The sequence below is a fragment of the Plantactinospora sp. A48 genome, from assembly GCF_055793945.1.
Map to the genome: position 1 here is coordinate 13,272 of NZ_JBTIXF010000049.1, position 17,129 is coordinate 30,400.

The 17,129-nt window shown below is 71.9% G+C and carries 15 protein-coding genes; 1 reads left to right on the plus strand and 14 read right to left on the minus strand.

Translation table 11 applies throughout. The features are described 5' to 3' along the window. Nucleotides 1-132 precede the first annotated feature (132 nt). The 13 genes from ACXN5W_RS22205 to ACXN5W_RS22265 all read right to left on the minus strand — a co-directional run bounded on the left by ACXN5W_RS22205 (nt 133) and on the right by ACXN5W_RS22265 (nt 15,034). Entirely contained in the window at nt 133-1,383 is a 1,251-nt protein-coding gene (locus ACXN5W_RS22205) for an LCP family protein (RefSeq protein ID WP_473160275.1), read from the minus strand. Between the two features lie 82 nt (nt 1,384-1,465). Beyond that, nucleotides 1,466-2,443: a UDP-glucuronic acid decarboxylase family protein gene (locus tag ACXN5W_RS22210; RefSeq protein WP_473160276.1), complete on the minus strand. Its 978-nt coding sequence runs from the start codon at nt 2,441-2,443 to the stop codon at nt 1,466-1,468. Nucleotides 2,444-2,605: 162 nt separating this feature from the next. After that, a complete protein-coding gene (locus tag ACXN5W_RS22215) occupies nt 2,606-4,273 on the minus strand; it encodes a solute symporter family protein (RefSeq protein ID WP_473160277.1) in 1,668 nt (555 codons plus the stop codon). Further along, nucleotides 4,270-4,626, minus strand: a complete 357-nt coding sequence (locus ACXN5W_RS22220) for a DUF485 domain-containing protein (protein ID WP_473160278.1) — start codon at nt 4,624-4,626, stop codon at nt 4,270-4,272. Before ACXN5W_RS22220 ends, ACXN5W_RS22215 begins: the two co-directional genes overlap by 4 nt. A 205-nt stretch (nt 4,627-4,831) precedes the next feature. Beyond that, a complete protein-coding gene (locus ACXN5W_RS22225; protein ID WP_473160309.1) occupies nt 4,832-5,470 on the minus strand; it encodes a flavin reductase family protein in 639 nt (212 codons plus the stop codon). A gap of 59 nt (nt 5,471-5,529) precedes the next feature. Continuing rightward, complete coding sequence (locus ACXN5W_RS22230) at nt 5,530-7,209, minus strand: ABC transporter permease (protein WP_473160279.1); 1,680 nt, start codon at nt 7,207-7,209, stop codon at nt 5,530-5,532. Beyond that, the gene (locus ACXN5W_RS22235; protein ID WP_473160280.1) at nt 7,200-7,961 is read right to left on the minus strand and encodes an ABC transporter ATP-binding protein; all 762 of its coding nucleotides are present in this window, start codon (nt 7,959-7,961) and stop codon (nt 7,200-7,202) included. The genes ACXN5W_RS22230 and ACXN5W_RS22235 overlap by 10 nt, the downstream gene beginning before the upstream one ends. Before the next feature lie 110 nt (nt 7,962-8,071). Further along, on the minus strand, nt 8,072-9,715 hold the full coding sequence (locus ACXN5W_RS22240; protein WP_473160281.1) for a sodium/solute symporter: 1,644 nt from the start codon (nt 9,713-9,715) through the stop codon (nt 8,072-8,074). Next, complete coding sequence (locus ACXN5W_RS22245; RefSeq protein WP_473160282.1) at nt 9,715-10,128, minus strand: hypothetical protein; 414 nt, start codon at nt 10,126-10,128, stop codon at nt 9,715-9,717. The genes ACXN5W_RS22240 and ACXN5W_RS22245 overlap by 1 nt, the downstream gene beginning before the upstream one ends. Before the next feature lie 179 nt (nt 10,129-10,307). Then, nucleotides 10,308-11,063: a LytR/AlgR family response regulator transcription factor gene (locus tag ACXN5W_RS22250; RefSeq protein WP_473160283.1), complete on the minus strand. Its 756-nt coding sequence runs from the start codon at nt 11,061-11,063 to the stop codon at nt 10,308-10,310. After that, nucleotides 11,060-12,292: a histidine kinase gene (locus ACXN5W_RS22255; RefSeq protein ID WP_473160284.1), complete on the minus strand. Its 1,233-nt coding sequence runs from the start codon at nt 12,290-12,292 to the stop codon at nt 11,060-11,062. Before ACXN5W_RS22255 ends, ACXN5W_RS22250 begins: the two co-directional genes overlap by 4 nt. A gap of 50 nt (nt 12,293-12,342) precedes the next feature. Continuing rightward, the gene (locus ACXN5W_RS22260) at nt 12,343-13,932 is read right to left on the minus strand and encodes a sugar transferase (RefSeq protein ID WP_473160285.1); all 1,590 of its coding nucleotides are present in this window, start codon (nt 13,930-13,932) and stop codon (nt 12,343-12,345) included. A 241-nt stretch (nt 13,933-14,173) separates the two neighbouring features. Further along, entirely contained in the window at nt 14,174-15,034 is an 861-nt protein-coding gene (locus ACXN5W_RS22265) for an Fpg/Nei family DNA glycosylase (protein ID WP_473160286.1), read from the minus strand. 24 nt (nt 15,035-15,058) lie between these two features. Between ACXN5W_RS22265 and ACXN5W_RS22270 the strand changes: the two genes are divergently transcribed. Beyond that, nucleotides 15,059-16,390: a glycosyltransferase gene (locus ACXN5W_RS22270; RefSeq protein WP_473160287.1), complete on the plus strand. Its 1,332-nt coding sequence runs from the start codon at nt 15,059-15,061 to the stop codon at nt 16,388-16,390. Nucleotides 16,391-16,417: 27 nt separating this feature from the next. Here the strand turns inward: ACXN5W_RS22270 and ACXN5W_RS22275 are convergent, their stop codons facing one another. Further along, the gene (locus ACXN5W_RS22275) at nt 16,418-17,125 is read right to left on the minus strand and encodes a CDP-alcohol phosphatidyltransferase family protein (RefSeq protein WP_473160310.1); all 708 of its coding nucleotides are present in this window, start codon (nt 17,123-17,125) and stop codon (nt 16,418-16,420) included. Between the last annotated feature and the right edge of the window lie 4 nt (nt 17,126-17,129).

A 17,129-nucleotide genomic window follows, 5' to 3' on the forward strand; every position in this document is an offset into this window, starting at 1 on the left:
CACTGTACGGATCTCGGGCGGTTCCCGCGAGTGTCCATCCGGGGGTCGGGCCCTCTCGTGCCGACCCACACGGGCCGCCGCACCATACCCGACCAGGATGCACGCGCGGTCGGAACATCCTTTCGGCTGATTTCAGCCGCCATTCGTCGCGGCGCTCGGGTCCTTGTCGGCGGCCACCCACTGATCCATCTTGTCCGCGGCCATCGCCTGGTACATGGCGAGAGCGTTGGCCCGGTCCGAAACCACCACGGATTCGCCGTTGATCGTCTGGCTTCCCAGGTGCGGGCTGGTGATGAAGGTCAGGTTCTCGCCGCGCAGATTCCGGAACTGGACCGCCATGTCGACCAACGAGAAACCCTGGTCGACGGTCACCGCCTTGGTCACCGAGGTGAGGAACGCGTTCAGCTTCGCCGGGTTGGACAGGGTCCCGGTGCTGGCCGCCTTGTCCATCAGCGCGCGCAGGAACTCCTGCTGGTGGCGGACCCGCGCGAAGTCGCCCTGGGCGAACTGCTTGCGCTGGCGCACCCAGTCCAGCGCCGTCGCGCCGTCCATGTGCATGGTGCCCTTGGTGAACTTCCGGTACGGCTTGTGGATCGAGGTGATGCTCTGGTCCACCTTCAGGTCCACCCCGCCGAGCGCGTCGGTGACCTCCTTGAAGCCGGCGAAGTCGATGGCCATCACATGGTCGATCCGTACGTCCGTGAAGCACTCGACGGTCCGTACGGCCAGCGGCAGACCGCCGAAGGCGAAGGATGCGTTGATCTTCTCGCGCTGCCCGGTGTCGCAGCCGGCCGAGGCGTCCTTGGGGATCGGCACGTACAGGTCACGCGGGATGGACACCAGGTAGGCCTTGTCGTGGCTGGCCGGGATGTGCATCAGGATGATGGTGTCGGACCGCCACTTGCCGGCACTGTCGACCGGCGCGTCCGGATCCCGGGAGTCGGTGCCCACCAGCAGGATGTTGAGCGCACCGTCCACCGTCTTGGCCGGCCGCCCCGCGGTGATGGCCGAGAACGGGTCGGTGCGGGCGAGGTCCGAGTTCAGGTTGCGGGCGTAGAACCAGGCGCCGGTACCGGCCAGCAGGCCGAGGACGAGCACCGCCACGCCGGCCACCAGGGCGATCCGGCCCCAGCGGGGACGCCGTCGACGCGGGCCGGTGGGGGCGGCCGGCCAGGTGGGCCCGCCCGGTCCGCCCGGTCCGCCGGAGTCGACGCCGAACCCGGGGCGCTCGTAGCCACCGTCCCGGCGACCGTCTCCGGGACGCGGGATCCGGCCGCGACCATCGACGGCGCCGCGACCGGGCACGGTCGCCCGGCCGGCCGAGCCACCGGATGGGCGCGGGTGAACGTCGCCGGACCGGCCGGCGGGCGGATTCGCTGACATGTCACTCAGGGTACGTAGTCAAAACAAGAAAACCCTGAAGGCGGAGGGGGATATGGGCGGGTATCCCGTCCTCCGTCCCGAGTTACGCCAGCCGAGCCCGGAAGTATTCGATGGTGCGGGAGAGGCCGGTCCGGGGGTCGATCTGCGGTTCGTAACCGAGCCGTTCCCGCGCCAATGTGAGGTCTGGGCGCCGCTTCTCCGGGTCGTCGGCGGGACGGGTGACATAGGTCACCTCGGATTGGCCGCCGGTCATCTCGACGATCAGCTCGGCGAGCTTCCGCATCGACATCTCGTGCTCGGTGCCGCAGTTGACCGGGCCGGTCTCGGTGGAGTCGAGCAGCAGCAGGATGCCCCGGACCAGGTCGTCGACGTAACAGATGGACCGGGTCTGCGCGCCCGTGCCGTGCACGGTGAGCGGCTCGCCCCGCAGTGCCTGGGTGATGAACGCGGGGATCGCGCGCCCGTCGTCGGGACGCATCCGCGGACCGTAGGTGTTGAAGATCCGGACGATCGCGACGTCCAGCCCGTGGAGTCGGTGGTACGCCATGGTGGCGGCCTCGGAGAACCGCTTGGCCTCGTCATAGACGCTGCGCACGCCGTTGGGGTTCACGTTGCCCCAGTAGGTCTCCGGCTGGGGGTGGACCAGCGGATCACCGTACGCCTCGGAGGTGGAGGCCATCAGGAAGCGGGCTCCGTCGGCCTGCGCCCGCTCCAGCAGGTGCAGGGTGCCCAGCGAACCGACCCGCAGGATCTCGATGGGCAGCAGCGCGAAGTCGGTCGGGCTGGCCGGGGAGGCCATGTGCATGATCGCGTCAAAGCGCTCGGCCAACGCCGGGTGGTGGGCCGGCAGGCCATCCGAGATGTCCGCCTCGACCAGCGTGAACCGGGGTTCGTCGGCCAGATGTGACAGGTTCTCCTTGGAACCCGTCACGAAGTTGTCCAGGGCCACCACGCTGCATCCGCGCTTGATCAGCGCGTCGACCAGGTGGGACGGAACGAAACCGGCACCGCCGGTGACGAGGATGCGGTGTCCGGACCCGAATCGCTGCGAAACCACCATGCGGCTGAGCCTACACATTCATGAGATCCCGAGCGCACCCGACGGGGGTGATACGCGAGACCCCCTCCCGTCCGTCAATTCGGCGGGGAGGGGGCCTCGGGTGTGCTCGTCGTTGCCCGCCACCGGCCGGCCGGGGCTGACGTCCCGGCCGACCGGGGTGGCTCAGTGCGCGCCGGCGCCGGTCAGCGACCGGACCTCCAACTCGGCGTACTTCGCCTCGTCGTGCTCCTTGGACAGCAGGGTGCCGAGCCAGCCGCACAGGAAGCCGAACGGGATCGAGATGATGCCGGGGTTGGACAGCGGGAACCACTGCCAGTCGTGCTTCGGGAACATCGCGGTCGGTGAGCCCGAGACCACCGGCGAGAAGAAGACCAGCACCACGGCCGCGAGCAGGCCGCCGTAGATGGCCCAGACCGCCCCGGAGGTGTTGAACCGCCGCCAGAACAGGCTGTAGAGGATGGCCGGCAGGTTCCCCGACGCGGCCACCGCGAAGGCGAGGGCCACCAGGAACGCCACGTTCAGGCTCTGCGCGAAGATCGACAGTACGATCGCGATCGCGCCGATCACCAGGGCGGAGATCCGGGCGACGTTCACCTCCTGCCGTTCCGACGCCTCGCCCCGCTTGACGACGTTGGCGTAGAAGTCGTGCGCGAGGCTGGACGAGGACGCCAGGGTGAGCCCGGCCACCACGGCCAGGATGGTGGCGAACGCGACGGCCGCGATGACCGCCAGCAGGATCGAGCCGCCGGTGTCGCCGCCCAGGTAGTCGATGCCGAGTGCCTGGGCGAGCTGCGGCGCGGCCGTGTTGCCGGCCTTGTCCTGCTCACTGATGGCCTTGCTGCCGACCAGCGCCGCGGCACCGAACCCGAGGGCCAGGGTGAACAGGTAGAAGACGCCGATGATCCCGATCGCCCACAGCACGCTGCGCCGGGCCGCGCGGGCGGTCGGCACGGTGTAGAAGCGGATCAGGATGTGCGGCAGGCCGGCGGTGCCCAGCACCAGGGCCATGCCCAGCGACAGCAGGTCCATCTTGCTGTAGAACGTCTTCGTCGCGTCGGCGCTCTCCACCCCGTATCTGAGGCCGGGTTCCAGGAAGGCGTTGCCCTTCCCGGAGGCCCGCGCGGCGTCGCCGAGCAGGGTGGACAGGTTGAACTTGTAGTGCGCCAGCACCAGCAGCGTCATGATCAGCGTCCCGCCCATCAGCAGGATCGCCTTGACGATCTGGACGTACGTGGTGCCCTTCATCCCGCCGACCGTGACGTAGACGATCATCAGGGCGCCGACCAGGATGATGGTGGCCACCTTGGCGGTGCTGGCATCCATGCCCAGGAACGTGGTGCCCGGCTTGATCCCCAGCAGCAGCGCCACCAGGGCGCCCGCGCCGACCATCTGGGCCAGCAGGTAGAAGATCGACACCGTGATGGTGGAGACCGCCGCGGCCGTCCGGACCGGCCGCTGCCGCATCCGGAACGCCAGCACGTCGGCCATGGTGTACCGGCCGGAGTTGCGGAGCAGCTCGGCCACCAGCAGCAGCGCCACCAGCCAGGCCACCAGGAAGCCGATCGAGTAGAGGAAGCCGTCGTACCCGTTCAGCGCGATGATGCCGGCGATCCCGAGGAACGAGGCGGCCGACATGTAGTCGCCGCCGATCGCCATCCCGTTCTGGAACCCGGAGAACGACCGGCCCCCGGCGTAGAAGTCGGTGGCCGTCCGGGTCTGTCGGCTGGCCCAGATGGTGATGGCCAGGGTGACCGCCACCAGCACCAGGAACAGCGTGATGGTCAGGCCCCGGGCGGAGCCGGCCGAGGCGGCGGCGAGGGTGGGGCTCACGAGTCACCTCCGGTCAGCTCGGCCCGGATCCGGTCGGCCACCGGGTCCAGTTGACGGTCGGCGTAGCGGGAGTACGCCCAGGCGATCAGGAACGTCGAGGCGAACTGCAACAACCCGAACACCAGGGCCACGTTGATGTGTCCGAAGAGGATCTGGCCCATGAAGCCGCGGGCGTACGCGGACAGGATCACGTAGAGCGCGTACCAGCAGAAGAACGCCACGGTCATCGGGAAGACGAAACGGCGCAGCGCCCGACGCAGACCGGTGAACTCGGCCGACCGGGCCACTTCCAGATAGCGGTCCGCTGGATCGGCCGGGCTGGCCGGGGTCTCGGCGGGAGTATCCGTTGACATGCTCAGGTCACCACCTTCCGGGTGGGGGATTCCGGGCGCACGTTAGGTAGCCGTGCCGTGGCGCGGAAGTGCCTGGACCGGGGCATGCGGGCGGGTGCGCCGAACGGCCGACCCGGTGCGCCGAGTGACCTTGGTCACGCCGTTCGCCGCTCGACCACCGGGTCCTGGAGCGGTGCCAGCCGGTTCCGGGCCGACGGCTGGGCGGTCAGTCGGCGAGCGTCCGGTAACGGCCGCGGTGGTGCAGCAGCGGCGGTACGTCGGCGGTCAGCTCCACGGTCTCGATGGTGGCCTCGACCAGCAGCGCCCAGCCGTACGGGCGGGCCTCGTCCAGCCGGCAACCAGCCCAACCGCCGGCGTCGGCCGGCACCGGCCCGTAGTCGGTCTCGACCCACTCGTCCACGGCGAACAGGCCGCCAGGGGACGGGAACAGCCCGGCGAACCGGTCGGCGAGCTGCCGGTGGCCCGGCCCGAGGGGGGTGACGGCGAACCGTTCGGCCGCCGTGATGGCCGACCACAGCTCGGACTCGTCGTCGACCAGACCCAGCAGCCGGCCGGGTTCGCCGTCCGCCACCAGCGTGGCGGAGACGGTGAGCCCGGCCGGTCCCGGCGCGGTCCACAGCGTCACCGGGGCCGCCAGCCGACCGCGTAGCCGCCGGACCGGCGACCGGTCCGCCAGCGGGGTCGCGAACGGGTCCGTGTGGTGGATCTGCCCGCCGGTCGGCTCCGAGACTGTCACCCGAGCGATTCTGCCCGCTCCGGCCGGCCCGTGCCGGTCACCACCGGATCCGCCGGTCGCCCAACCGGATCTGCGGGTCGGTGCCGGATCCGCCGGTCGCCACCGCAGCCGAGGGCCGCCGGGTGTGGGTGTGCCGACGCGCGGTCACGGGGCCGACGGTCGGTGGATCAGCGGCGCGGGGTCACGGCCTGGAGCAGTTCCGGCATCCGGTGGTCCAGCACGTCCCCGGCGAGGTACGTCCCCAGGATCACCGCGCCGAGCCCGTACCCGAGACCGATCGGGAGGAGCAGCCAGAGTCGGGCGTCGCCGAGCAGCACGTTGGCCACCACCATCGGGCTGCCGACCACGGCGGAGCCGAGCATGGCGAGGAAGCTCAGGAGGCTCTTCGCCGAACCCGCGCCGGTGTTCATGGCGAACGGGTTGCTCGACTCCGGGAGGGCGTACGCGCCCAGAACCGAGACGTACTGGTTGACCGCCAGCCCGGCACCGTACGCGCCGAACAGCGTGCCGGCGATCATCCCCAGCCACCCCGGTCGGCCGAGCAGCACCGCCAGCACCACCGAGATGACCGCGATCAGCGGCACCACGTACAGCGAGAAGGCCGTCACCCGGGCGCGCAGCTCGGTCCGCCCGGGGACCCCGGCCGTGACGTTCGCCGCGTACGCGCTGCCGTCGTTGCCGAACTGGTTGGCCAGGGTGACGGCCGCGAGAACGCCCACGAAGAGCAGCGACAGGCTGAGCTTGCTGGCCGACGGGGCGTCCGGACCGTCGGCCCCACCGACGCTGCGGATGTTCATCATGGCCGGGATGAAGACACCGACCACCGCGAACGTGATCAGGCCGGCCCGGCGTCGCATGTCGCGCCACCAGTAGCGGGCCTCGCGGGCGACCAGCGCGCCGTACCGGTTCGGGCGCAGCCCGCGCAGCGCCCGGGGAAAGAGCTGGTGTACGGCGCCGCCGGTGGCCGTTCCCCGGTTGGCGCCGCCGCCCGCCGAGCCCACCATGGCCGACTCGACCGAACGGGACCACCAGAGCAGCAGCAGGCCGATCGTGACCAGCACGATCAACAGCTTGACCGGTGCCGCCCAGGCGCGTCCGGCCGCCACGTCCAGCCCCATCGTGAACGGGGCGCCGAACGGGGTCCAACCGATGATCCGGGCGGGCGTCGCGTACCGGTCCCAGTCGGCGTTCTCGACCGTGCCCAGGACCGCGATCTGGAGCGGGCCGAGCAGCGCGGCGAAGAGCGCGAGCAGGACGGCGGCCAGGTCGCGGACCCGGCGGGACCGCAGCATCGTGGCGAACGCGCTGGTGACGGCGCGGCTGACGGCCACGCAGAGCACGATGCCGGCGAGCACGCCGAGCGCCGCGACGAGCCCGGCCGGGGCGTCACCCAGACCCCAGGTGCCGACCACCAGCCCGGCGGCGCCGAGCAGCGAGGCGATCGCCGGGACGCCGAGCAGGGCGGCGGCGAGCAGGCCGGTGATCAACGTGCGCCGCCGCAACGGCAGCAGGGCGAACCGGGCCGGATCCAGCGTTTCGTCGACGCCGAAGAAGGCCAGCGGCAGGAAGAGCCAGCCCAGCACGAGCAACGTGCCGCCGAACGACGCGACCAGCAGCTCGATGTCCGACCGACCGTCCAGGCCGGGTGCCGCGAGCAGCAGGAACCCGGTTCCGGCGAACCAGAGCCCGACCAGGATGCCGACGATGAACATGACGATGCGGCCGACCTGTCCGCGGAACCTGTTCCGCAGCACCCGCAGCTTCAGCCGGACGAAGTGCCCCGGTGACACCCGCCGGACGGCCACCTCCGGCCGCTCGTTGGGTACGGCGACACTCGTCACAGCCACGCCAACTCCTCGCCGGTCGCGGTACGGCCGCCGACCACCTCGACGAAGGTCTCCTCCAGCGAACGTTCCCCGCGCACCTCAGCAAGCGTGCCGACCCGCTTGATCCGCCCGTCGGCCAGGATGGCCACGTGGCTGCACAGCCGCTCCACCACCTCCATCACGTGGCTGGAGAAGATCACCGTGCCGCCGCCGGTGACGTACCGGTGCAGGATGTCCCGGATCAGCGCGGCCGAGACCGGGTCGACCGCCTCGAACGGTTCGTCGAGGACGAGCAGCCGGGGCGCGTGCAACAGCGCGCAGGCCAGCCCGATCTTCTTCTTCATCCCGGCCGAGTAGTCGATCACCAGGGTCCGCCCGGCGTCGGCCAGGGCCAGCACGTCGAGCAGTTCGCGGGCCCGCTGGTCCACCACGGCCGGATCCATGCCCCGCAGCAGTCCGTGGTACGCGAGCAACTCGGGCCCGGTCAGTCGGTCGAACAGCCGGACGCCGTCCGGCATCACCCCGAGGAGCTGCTTGGCCCGCACCGGGTCGTCCCACACGTCGTGGCCCAGGACCCACGCCGTACCGGCATCCGGGCGCAGCAATCCGACGGCCATCGAGAGGGTGGTGGTCTTGCCGGCACCGTTGGGCCCGAGCAGCCCGTAGAACGACCCGGCCGGGACGTCGAGATCAACCCCCGCCACCGCGACCTTGTCGTCGAACCGTTTTGCCAGCCCACGGAGCGCGAGGGCCGACTGTCCAGCACCGTCCATGCGGTCACGGTAGTCCGCCGGGGCCAGCCCGGCATGCGCTGCGGGAGACCGGTCAGCGAGGTTGAGCGGGGGCCCTTCCTATACGAAAAGCGATAGCAGGGGGCCCTTCCTTACAGGCGGATGGCCTCCGGGGCGTGCAGGCGGAGCATGGTGGCGCCCACGTCCAGCGGCGCCCGCCGCCGGGTGGCCACCGAGGTGACCGTCATCACGGTGAAGGCGAGCGGAACGGTCCAGGCGGCGGGCTGGGTGACCAGCACCGACGGCCAGCCGGACAGCGGCGGTCCGAGCACGGTGACCAGCACGGCCAGCACCGCCGCCCCGCCCCCGGCCAGGATCCCGGCGGCGGCGCCGACGTCGGTCAGCCCGCGCCACCAGATCCCCAGCACCAGCAGCGGGCAGAAGCTGGACGCGGCGACCGCGAAGGCCAGCCCGACCACCTGGGAGACGTCCAGCCCGGTCACGGTCAGCGCCAGGACGATCGGCACCACCCCGGCCACCACCGCGGCCAGCCGGAAGCCCCGCACCGAGCCCCGGCCCAGCACGTCGGCCGAGAGCACCCCGGCCACGCTGGTGAGCAGCCCGGAGGAGGTGGACAGGAAGGCCGCGAAGGCGCCCGCCGCGACCAGCGCGGCCAGCAGGTGGCCCAGCGTCGTACCGCCGAGCACCGCCGACGGCAGCAGCACCACCACGGCGTCGGTGTCGCCGGTGACCAGCAGTTGCGGGGTGTAGACCCGGCCCAGCACGCCGTACAGGGTGGGCAGCAGGTAGAAGGCGCCCACCAGGCCGAGCACCACCAGCGTGGTCCGGCGGGCGGCGGCGCCGTCCCGGTTGGTGTAGAACCGCACGAGTACGTGCGGCAGCCCCATCGTGCCGAGGAACGTCGCCAGGATCAGCGAGTACGTGGCGAACAGCCCGCGATCGTCCCGACCGGCGGCGCTGGGCAGCAGCCAGTCGACGCCGTCCCGGGTCTGCACCGTCGACACCCGCGGCACCGGCTCGCCGGCGGCGAAGTCCAGCCGGTCGCCGGGGCGTACCAGCTGGATCGTGCCGTCGGCCCGGGTGACGGTCGCGGTGTCCCGGACCTCGACGGCGGTGGCGGTCCGGAACACCGTGCCGGCCGGTGGGGTCACCGCGGGCCGGCCGTCCGACTGCCACTGCAACACCAGGAAGATCGCGGGTACGGCCAGCGCGGTCAGCTTGAGCCAGTACTGGAACGCCTGCACGAAGGTGATCGCCCGCATCCCGCCGAGCGCCACGTTCGCGGTGACCACCGCGCCCACCAGCAGGGCGCCGAGCGCGTACGGCAGGCCGGTCACCGTGGTCAGGGTGAGGCCGGCGCCCTGCAACTGGGGCACGAGGTACAGCCAGCCGATGAAGATCACGAAGAGCGTGGCCAGCTTGCGCAGTCGACGCGAGCCGAGCCGCAGTTCGCAGAAGTCGGGCAGGGTGAACGCGCCGGACCGGCGCAGCGGGGCCGCCACGAACAGCAGCAGGGCCAGGTAGCCGGCGGCGAACCCGACCGGATACCAGAGCACGTCGACGCCGTACTTCAGGATCAGGCCGGCGACGCCGAGGAAGGACGCCGCCGACAGGTACTCGCCACCGATCGCGGCGGCGTTCCAGGTGGGACTGACCATCCGGGAGGCGACCAGGAAGTCCGAGGTGGTGCGGGCCACCCGCAGGCCGTAGAAGCCGATGGCGAGGGTGACCAGGGTGACCGCGACGATGGCCGGTACGGCGTACGGGGTGACCATCAGCGCTCCGGTCGCTGGACCAGGTCGGTGAAGTCCTGCTCGTTACGTTCCGCCCAGCGGACGTACAACCATCCCATCCCGACCAGGAACGGGTACGCGGCGATCCCCAGCAGCAGCCACGGCAGGTCGACCCCGAACACGGTCAGCCGGCCCACCGTCGGCGCGATGGCGAAGAGCATGGGCAGCCCGCCCAGTGCGATCGCCACCACCAGGGCCAGCCGGAGCGCGAGCGCCAACTGGGCCCGGACCAGCCCCCGGACCAGGGCGTCGCCCACCTGGGTTCCCTGGGTCAGCTCGGTCCGGGTGGCCGCCCGGGGCGCGGGCCGGCGGCCCACCTCGGCCAGCACGACACGCGCCCGCCGGGGCGGACCCGGTGGCGGCGGTGGCGCCGGTGCGTCGCTGGTTGCGGCCATCCCGGCAGTCTCACCGCCCGATGATGATTGTCAAGCCCGGCCGCCACCTCGACCGGGGTTGGCGCGTTGTGGACAACCTGTGGGTAACCCGTCACCCCTGTGGATAACTCGTGTTGGTTGTGGATGACGTCAGCGCCCGCTCCGGCACCTGACCCGAACCATCGTCGCGGTTGACCCGGTCAGCGGGTCCAGTCCTGCTTCGCGGCCCGGACCAGCTTGTCCTTCAACTCCCGGGTGTGCCGCCGGCTCACCGGCAGCTCCGCGCCGTCCACCAGCACCACGTACCCGGCGTTGACCAGCCGCAGCTCGGCGATCAGCCGCAACTGCACCAGATACGACCGGTGGATCCGGACGAAACCGGCGTCCGCCCAGCGCTCGGCCAGGGTGGCCAGGGGCACCCGGACCAGATGCGAGCCCTCCGAGGTGTGCAGCCGGGCGTAGTCGCCCTGCGCCTCCACCCAGCGCACGGCCGAGCGGGGCAGCATCCGGGTCGTACCGGCCAACTCGACCGGGATGGCCGGATCCTCCTCGGCGCGGGCCAGCGCGGCGGGATGGCTGGCCACCACCCGGGAGCCGGCCACCCGCCGGACCGCCTCGGCCAGGCGTTCCGTCCGGACCGGCTTGCGGACGTAGTCGGTCACGCCGAGGTCGAAGGCGTCGACCGCCGCGTCGTCGTACGCGGTGACGAAGACGATGGCCGGCGGCCGGACGAACCGTCGCAGCACCCGGGCCAGCTCCATGCCGTCCAGCCCGGGCATCCGGATGTCCAGGAAGACCGCCTCCACGTCGGCGTCCCGGAGCACCCGCAGCGCCTCCGTGGCGTCACCGGCGGTGTGTACGTGGGCCACCCGGGGATCTGCGCGCAGCAGGTAGGCCAGCTCGTCGAGCGCCGGCGGCTCGTCGTCCACGGCCAGCACCCGCAGGAACGGCGTCACGTGCCGGCCCGCACGTCGCGGTGGAACTTCGGTACCCGCATGCTCACCTTCGTACCTGCTCCCGGGGCCGTCTCCACGACCAGTCCGAACTCGTCACCGAACGCCGCGCGCAACCGCTCATCCACGTTCGACAGCCCGACGTGCTGGCCCGAGTCGTCCGCCCGGAGCGCGGTCTCCCCGTCCGCCGGACCGTCCGCCGGGCCGCCCAGCAGCACCGCCGGGTCCATCCCGACGCCGTCGTCCTCGACCGTCAGGTGGCACTCGGCGCCCGCGTCCCGGGCCATGATGCTCACCATCCCCACCCCGGTCTTGCGGGACAGCCCGTGCCGGACCGCGTTCTCCACCAGCGGTTGCAGGCAGAGGAACGGCAGGCTGACCGGCAGCACCTCGGGGGCCACCTGCAACCGCACCTGGAGCCGGTCGCCGAACCGGGCCCGTTCGATGGTCAGGTACCTGTCGATCGAGCGCAACTCCTCGGCCAGGGTGGTGAAGTCGCCGTGCGCCCGGAAGGAGTAGCGGGTGAACTCGGCGAACTCCAGGATGAGTTCCCGGGCCCGCTCCGGGTCGGTCCGGACGAACGACGCGATGGCGGTCAGCGCGTTGTAGATGAAGTGCGGGCTGATCTGGGCGCGCAGCGCCCGCACCTCGGCCCGGGCCAGCCGCTCCCGGGAGGACTCCAACTCGGCGAGCGCGAGCTGGCCACTGGCCCAGTGCGCGGTCTCCAGCGCGGCCTGCACCAGGCCCGGTGCCGGGTGATCGTCGGAGACCGCCGCGAGGGCGCCGACCGGCCGGTGGTCCGGGCCGCGTAGCGGGGCGACGACGGCCCCGCGCACCGGGCAGTCGACCCGGTCGCACCGCAGATCCGACTCGCCCAGCACGGTGGACCGGTCGGCCGAGATGGCCCGGTGTGCCGCCGCCACCAGTTGGTCCAGGTGGTGCCCGCCACGGCCGTCGAAGGCCAACGCCGTGCGGTCGTCGACCAGCGCCAGCCCGGTCGCGCCGACCAGGGCCCGCAGATGGCGTACGGCCTTCGCGGCGCCCGCGGGGGTCAGCCCGCCGCGCAGCGGTTCGGCGGCGAGTCCGGCGGTGTGCAGGACGTCGTACGTGGCCCGCTGGCCCGCCGTGACGATGCCGCGCCGGGCCCGCAGCCGGACCACCGCGTACACGGCGGCGCCGAGTGCACTGATCAGCACCACGACGGCCAGTGCCGCGGACAGGTTGGCAGCCACCTGTCGAATCCTGACCGCTCGGGACCGGGTGCGCCAGGGGGGTCGGGACGCTAGTACGCGCCCTTGCGGGCCAGCACCACGCCGACGGTGCGCCACAGGATGCTCAGGTCGTACGCCAACGACCAGTTGTCCACGTAGTAGAGGTCCAGCCGGACCGCCTCGTCCCAGGACAGGTCGGAGCGGCCGGAGACCTGCCACAAACCGGTCATGCCCGGCCGGACCAGCAGCCGGCGGCGGACATCGCCGAGGAAGTCGCCGTCGTCGGCGGGCAGCGGGCGCGGCCCGACCAGCGACATCTCACCTTTCAGCACGTTGATCAGCTGCGGCAGTTCGTCCAGCGAGCTGGCCCGCAGGAACCGGCCGATCGGGAAGACGCGCGGGTCCTGACGGATCTTGAAGAGCATTCCGTCGGTCTCGTTCTGGTCCACCAACCCGGCCAGGCGATCTTCCGAGTCGACGTACATGGTCCGGAACTTCCAGACCCGGAACGTCCGGCCCTCGTGCCCGACCCGCGGCTGCCGGAAGAAGACCGGACCCCGGTCGGAGAGCCGGATCGCGACGGCGATCGCGAGGAACAGCGGGATCAGCAGCAGTAGGCCCAGCCCGGCGGCAACCCGGTCCATCAGGCTCTTGACCAGCAGCGCGGGCCCGGAGAGCGTGGGCTCCTCGACGTGCAGCAGCGGCAGGCCCTCGATGGGTCGGATGTGCACCCGGGGGCCGGCGATGTCGGTCAGCTGCGGGGCCACCACGAGGTCGACCCCGGAACCCTCCAACTGCCAGGCCAGCCGGCGCAGCTCACCCGGCTCGGCGCTGGCCGAGCCGCAGACCGCGATCGTGTCCCCGGCCACCTCGCGGACCAGCGCGAGCACGTCCCGGCCCGCGTACACCGGAACAGGGGTTTCGATGCCCCGGGCGGCGGCGAAGCCGTCGGTGAGCGCGATGGCCACCGGGACCAGGCCGGCGGCCGGGCTACGGGTCACCGCGCGGTAGACCTCCAGGGCGTCCGGGAGCGTGCCGACCAGCACCATCCGGTGCCCGGCATGCCCACCCCGGGTACGTATCCCGTGCAGCACCAGCCGGGCCAGGTAGCGCGTCAGCAGGATCAGCACGGTGGCACCGACCAGGGCGGTGGCCACGGCGAACCGGGACAGATCTGTCTTGCTGACGAAGGCGAGGAACGAGACGCTGGCGGCGACCGTCACCGAGGCCCGGATGACCCGCTTGAACTCTTCCGGCCCCAGCCCGAGATAGCGCCGGTCGTAGGCCCGGTTGCCCCACAGGATGAGCAGCCAGCCGAGCGGCAGCAGCAGGAAGGAAACCGTGTAGAACCAGGTCGGGTCGTCGCCCTTGGCGTTGAAGAAGCCGGCCCGGGCCTGGCTGAAGGTGGTGATCGCGATCCAGCTCGCCAGTGCGGCCGCGCCGAAGTCGGCAAGCAGCAGAGCAGCCGTGTACGGCCGGTGCCAGCGGGACACCCGGCGCCGGGCTCGCGCCCAGGCCAGCCGTGGCACACCGTTGGGTGCCGGTCCTCCGCTCGGCGGCTGGATCTCGAAACTGTCGACGTGACGCGCGTTGGCGCTCCGGTAGGTGTGGCCTTCCGGGCGTTGGAGGCTCGTGGTCACCTCGCCTAGGTCCTCCCGCATGACACGTGCCGCCCATTCCCCATAAGGGCTCGGGTCGCCCACAGTCCCAGTCTCCCACGCTGACCCTGGCCGAATGTCGACCCGGGAGACATTACGCCCCTGCGCCGGACCACCACCCGACCGCTGGCGGGACCCCGCGCCATTCGCGGACCGAGCCACTATACCGACGGATCGAGCCAGGCGAAGGTGCGCGTACCGGGCGGATTTCGCACGGGCTGGCGGAATTCCCGCCGGCCCTCACTCAGCGCACAAGTCGCGACAACCGACGGTCAGCCAATGGCTTGCCGCCGGTTTGACACCCCGGGCAGTACTGGAGGCTCGAATCGGCGAACGACACCTCGCGGATCGTCGTACCGCAGACCGGACAGGGCAGGCCGGTCCGGGCATGCACGGTGAGACCGGCGCGTTTCTCCCCCTTGAGTTCCGCGGCCCGCTGCCCCACCGAACGTTCCACCGCGGCCGACAGCACCCGCCGGGTCGCCGTGTGCAGCGCCTCGACCTGTTCCGCACTCAGCCGGTCGGTCATCGCGAACGGGGACAGCTTCGCCGCGTGCAGGATCTCGTCCGAGTACGCGTTGCCGACCCCGGCGAGCACCTGCTGGTCGGTGATCATCCCCTTGAGCTGGCCCCGGCGGCTCCGGATCCGCTCGGCGAAGGTCGCCAGGTCGGCCGATAGTGCGTCCGGCCCCAGCCGGGCCACACCGGGCACCAGCGCCGGGTCGGTGACCAGGTACGCGGCGAGGCTCTTCTGGGTGCCCGCCTCGGTCAGGTCGAAGCCGGACCCGTCGTCGAGGCGTACCCGCAGGGCGATCGGCCCCTTGCCGGGCTTGAGCGGCAGCGCCGAGGGGAACGCCTCGCGGTAGTGCAGCCAGCCGGCGCGGGCGAGGTGGACCACCAGATGCAGATCGCCGTCGAAGGACACGTCCAGGAACTTGCCGTGCCGGCCCGCCCCGGTCACCTCCCGGCCAGCGACGGCCGAGGGCGGCGGATCGTACGTCTTCAGCGCGGACAGCGACGTCACCTCGAGCCGGTCGACCCGCCGGCCGACGGCCCGCTCGCGCAGGTAGGCGCCCAGCGCCTCCACCTCGGGTAACTCCGGCACGGTTCAACGGTAGCTTGTTCCCTCATGAAGGTGGTCGTGGCGCACAACCGCTACCGGTCCGGTCAGCCGTCCGGGGAGAACACCATCGTCGACGCGGAGATCGAGCAGCTCACCGCCGCCGGCGTCGAGGTGCTGCCGTTCCTGCGCAGCTCGGACGAGATCCCCGAACTGCCGGCCAGTTCCCGGGCGCTGCTGCCGCTGTCGCCGATGTACGCGCCCCGGGCGCAACGTGACCTGGCCCGGTTGATCGAGACGCACCACCCCGATCTGCTGCACCTGCACAACCCGTACCCGCTGCTCTCGCCGTGGGTGGTGCGGACCGCGCACCGGCACGGTGTGCCCGTGGTGCAGACCGTGCACAACTACCGGCAGGTCTGCTCCTCCGGGATCTACTTCCGGGACGGCCGGATCTGCACCGACTGCCGGGGTCGGGCGCTCGGGGTGCCGGCGATCGTCCACCGGTGCTACCGGGGCTCCCGGGCGCAGAGCGCGCTGATGGCCACCACGCTGGCGGTACACCGCCCGACGTGGCGTTCGGTCGACCGGTACATCGCGCTGACCGGCGGGATCGCCGAGCACCTGCGCGACTACGGCATCCCGGCCGACCGGATCGTGATCAAGCCGAACGCCATCCCGGACCCGGGGCCGCCGCAGCCGCTCGGCGAGGGCTTCCTCTACTACGGCCGGCTGTCCGGGGAGAAGGGTCTCGGACTGCTGCTGGAGGCGTGGCAGCGGCACCCGGACGGCGCGTTGGGACCGCTGCGGATCGCCGGCGACGGCGAACTGCGACCGCTGGCCGAGGCGGCCGCGGTGGCCCGGTCGGACGTGTCCTACCTCGGACCACTGGATCGGGCCGGGGTGGCCGACGCACTTCGCTCGACCGCCGTCGTCCTGGTGGTGCCGACCTGGCACGACGTGCTGCCCACGGTGGTCATCGAGGCGCTGGCGGCCGGCCGGCCGGTGCTCGGCACGGCGCTCGGCGGCATCCCGTACCTGCTGGGTCTGGCGGACCCGACCGCGGACCTCCCGACCCTCGACGTGGGCCTCTCAGCGGCCCCGGGTGGTGCGGGTCTCCCGGTGGCCTCGGGTGGTGCGGGCCGCCCGGCGGGGGCGGGACCGGCCGGCTGGGCGGTGCCCGCCAACGTCGCGGCCGTGGCTGCCGCGCTGCCGGCGGCCCGCGACGGCGCGGCGGCGCTGGCGCCCGCCGCCCGGGTCCGGTACGAGCGGACGTTCGCCCCGGGCGTGGTGACCCGGCAACTCCTCGACATCTACGCCAGCCTCAAGGTCGACTCACTGTCGGCGGAACAGGGGTGTCCGACCGGCTCGGACCCCCCAACTCCGCCGACAGTGAGTTGACCTTGTGGGATGTGCGCGGTGTCGCCGTCAGCGCAGCGCGGAGCGGGCCGAGAAGGCGATACTGGCCAGGAGGAATCCGCCGTTGACGATGGTGAACGCGACCAGCAGTCCCACGGTCCAGGCGGGTACGAGGGTCAGCACCAGGCCCGACACGAAGATCACCGCACCGTAGTCGCGGACCAGTTTGACCGCCCGGACCGGCAGGGACCGGGAGGGCGCCATGCTCGCCGCGTTCGGACCGGCCTGCATCACCGAGGTGACCAGGTTGACCATCCAGGTGCCCGCGAAGGCCGCCACCAGCCAGGTCGGGATGTCCCGCCACTGCGCCACGGCCACCGACGACAGGGCGGCCACCAGGGCGATCTGCGCCGCCACGTCGCAGAGCACGTCGATCCGGGCCCCCGCCGGGCTGCCCTGGCCGGTCACCCGGGCCAACTGTCCGTCGGCGCAGTCGAAGGCGTACGCGAGTTGCCAGCCGACCAGCGCCAGCAGTCCGACGGGCCAGGCCGGCAGGTCGCCACGAGCCACCCGAGGCGCCAACGCCACCACGGTCGCCGAGGTGGCCAGCCCGAGTACCAGGTTGACCAGGGTGAGCGTCGTGGGAGCCGCGCCGAGCCGTTGGCCGGTGCGGGCCAGCACTGCGCCGAGCCACTGGCTGACCGCCTCGCTGAACAGCCCGCCGCCCCGGTTGGTCCGGTAGAAGTCGCGGACCGCCGGCGGGGTCGGCGCAGCCATGGTG

Bases quoted from the DNA above. Each gene is read 5' to 3' on its own strand.
- ACXN5W_RS22205 (WP_473160275.1), bottom strand. From the start codon at position 1,383: ATGTCAGCGAATCCGCCCGCCGGCCGGTCCGGCGACGTTCACCCGCGC.
- ACXN5W_RS22210 (WP_473160276.1), bottom strand. From the start codon at position 2,443: ATGGTGGTTTCGCAGCGATTCGGGTCCGGACACCGCATCCTCGTCACC.
- ACXN5W_RS22220 (WP_473160278.1), bottom strand. From the start codon at position 4,626: ATGTCAACGGATACTCCCGCCGAGACCCCGGCCAGCCCGGCCGATCCA.
- ACXN5W_RS22270 (WP_473160287.1), top strand. From the start codon at position 15,059: ATGAAGGTGGTCGTGGCGCACAACCGCTACCGGTCCGGTCAGCCGTCC.
- ACXN5W_RS22275 (WP_473160310.1), bottom strand. From the start codon at position 17,125: ATGGCTGCGCCGACCCCGCCGGCGGTCCGCGACTTCTACCGGACCAAC.
- ACXN5W_RS22235 (WP_473160280.1), bottom strand. From the start codon at position 7,961: ATGGACGGTGCTGGACAGTCGGCCCTCGCGCTCCGTGGGCTGGCAAAA.
- ACXN5W_RS22240 (WP_473160281.1), bottom strand. From the start codon at position 9,715: ATGGTCACCCCGTACGCCGTACCGGCCATCGTCGCGGTCACCCTGGTC.
- ACXN5W_RS22245 (WP_473160282.1), bottom strand. From the start codon at position 10,128: ATGGCCGCAACCAGCGACGCACCGGCGCCACCGCCGCCACCGGGTCCG.
- ACXN5W_RS22260 (WP_473160285.1), bottom strand. From the start codon at position 13,932: ATGCGGGAGGACCTAGGCGAGGTGACCACGAGCCTCCAACGCCCGGAA.